Genomic DNA, 1,842 nt, shown 5'->3' with positions numbered 1-1,842 from the left:
CCCCCAACAACTCCCCCACCCCCACCGCATCCCCCCGCTCCACCGCATCCCACAAGACGCGCTCCCACGCACCCGCTCCGCTGCCGACGGCCCCGTCCTGCGACAACTGGCGACGCCCCGCGTCGAGCCAGAACCGCTCCCGCTCGAAGGCATACGTCGGCAGGTCGAACTGCCCGGCCAGGGCGGTTCCCCGGCCCAAAACTCCTTCCCAGTCCACTTGGACGCCCCAGGTGAAGAGCCCCGCCATGGCACTCACAAACGCTTCGGCGTCGCCCCGGTCCCCGCGCAGGACCGGCAAAAGGACGACTTCCTCGCTCGCATCCCCGTCCTCGGCCGGCCTGGCCGCAGCCACTGGCCCGCCGGTGACGGATCCCGCGCTCGCCCGCGCCTGCACCTCTGCTTCCGCTTCCGCCTCCGCCCGCGACACCACGTCCTGCCCCAAGCCGCAGAGGGTGCCATCCGGGCCGAGCTCCAGGAACGTCCGAACGCCTTGGCCGTAGAGCCAGTCGAGTCCGTCACCGAAGCGCACGGCTTCGCGGACGTGCCGCACCCAGTAGTCGGGCGACGCGACCTCCGTGCCCGTCACCGGACGCCCGGTGAGGTTCGACACCACGGGGATGTGGGGCTCGGCGTACCGCACAGCTTCGGCGACCTGGCGGAACTCGTCGAGCACGGCGTCCATCAGGGGTGAGTGGAATGCGTGGCTCACTCGCAGGCGGCGCACCCGGCGGCCACGGTCTTCTTTCCACCGTCGGCCAAGGTCCAGGACGGCGGACTCGTCACCGGACAGGACGACCGAGGCGGGGCCGTTCACGGCAGCGATGCCGACACACTCGCCGTCGGTGGAGGCCAGGAGCGCGTTCGCTTCCTCCTCCGAGGCTTCCAGGGCCACCATGGCCCCGCCGGACGGGAGTGCCTGCATGAGCTGCCCGCGGGCGGAGACGAGCCGCACTGCGTCGGCGAGCGTGAGGACGCCTGCCACGTGGGCGGCCACCAGTTCGCCCACCGAGTGCCCCAGCAGGAAGTCCGGTGTCACTCCGCAGCTCTCCACCAGGCGGTAGAGAGCGACTTCCAGTGCGAACAGCGCCGGCTGTGCGTACTCGGTCCGGTCCAGCGCCTCGTCCGCCCCAGCCCCCGGGGCGAGGAGCAGTTCACGCAGGTCGTGTGCGCAGGCGGCGGAGCGTAGCGCGCCGTGTTCCGCGCAGACCTCGTCGAAGGCCGCGGCGTAGACGGGGTAAGAGGCATGCAATTGCCGCCCCATTCCAGCCTGTTGGGATCCCTGGCCGGTGAAGAGCACGGCGAGGCCCTTGCGCGACGGGGTCGTGACCAGCCCTTCGACGAGTCCAGGTGCCGGGGCGCCCGTGGCCAAAGCGTCCAGGCCCTTCAGAAGCCTCTCGTGCTCCGGGCGTCCCTCGTGTCCCTCCCGGTCTTCGGGCCGTTCGGCCAGGACAACTGCCCGGTGCTCGAAGACGGAGCGCTCGCGCGCCAGCGCCCGTCCCACCTCCACCACATCCAGTTCGTCGCCCGCATCCGTCAGGAAGCGGCGTAGCCGGCGCGCCTGCCTCCGCAACACGCCCTCGGAACGCGCTGACACCACCCACGGCACGACCGGGGGATCCACCGGTCCCGCGGTCGCCGGTACCGGCTCCGGTGCCGGTGTGGGAGCAGCCCCCTCCTCCGGCGCCTCCTCCAGTACCACGTGTGCGTTCGTCCCGCTCACGCCGAAGGACGAAACGCCGGCACGGCGGCGTCGCCCCTCGGACCGCGGCCAGGGCATTTCCTCCCCCAGCAGGCGTACGGCCCCGGACGCCCAATCCACATGCGGCGACGGCTCGTCCACAT

General features: G+C 71.7%; 1 protein-coding gene. It reads right to left on the bottom strand.

Annotated elements, in window-relative coordinates; genetic code table 11:
- A partial coding sequence (locus I5Q34_RS33165; RefSeq protein WP_234429908.1) for an acyltransferase domain-containing protein occupies window positions 1-1,777 on the bottom strand: 1,777 nt, incomplete at its 3' end.
- Window positions 1,778-1,842 lie beyond the last annotated feature (65 nt).

The sequence above is a fragment of the Streptomyces sp. AV19 genome, assembly GCF_015999245.1.
Lineage (GTDB): Bacteria > Actinomycetota > Actinomycetes > Streptomycetales > Streptomycetaceae > Streptomyces.
Note: the sequence above shows the minus strand (reverse complement) of the source record. Positions and strands in the feature narration are given on the sequence as shown.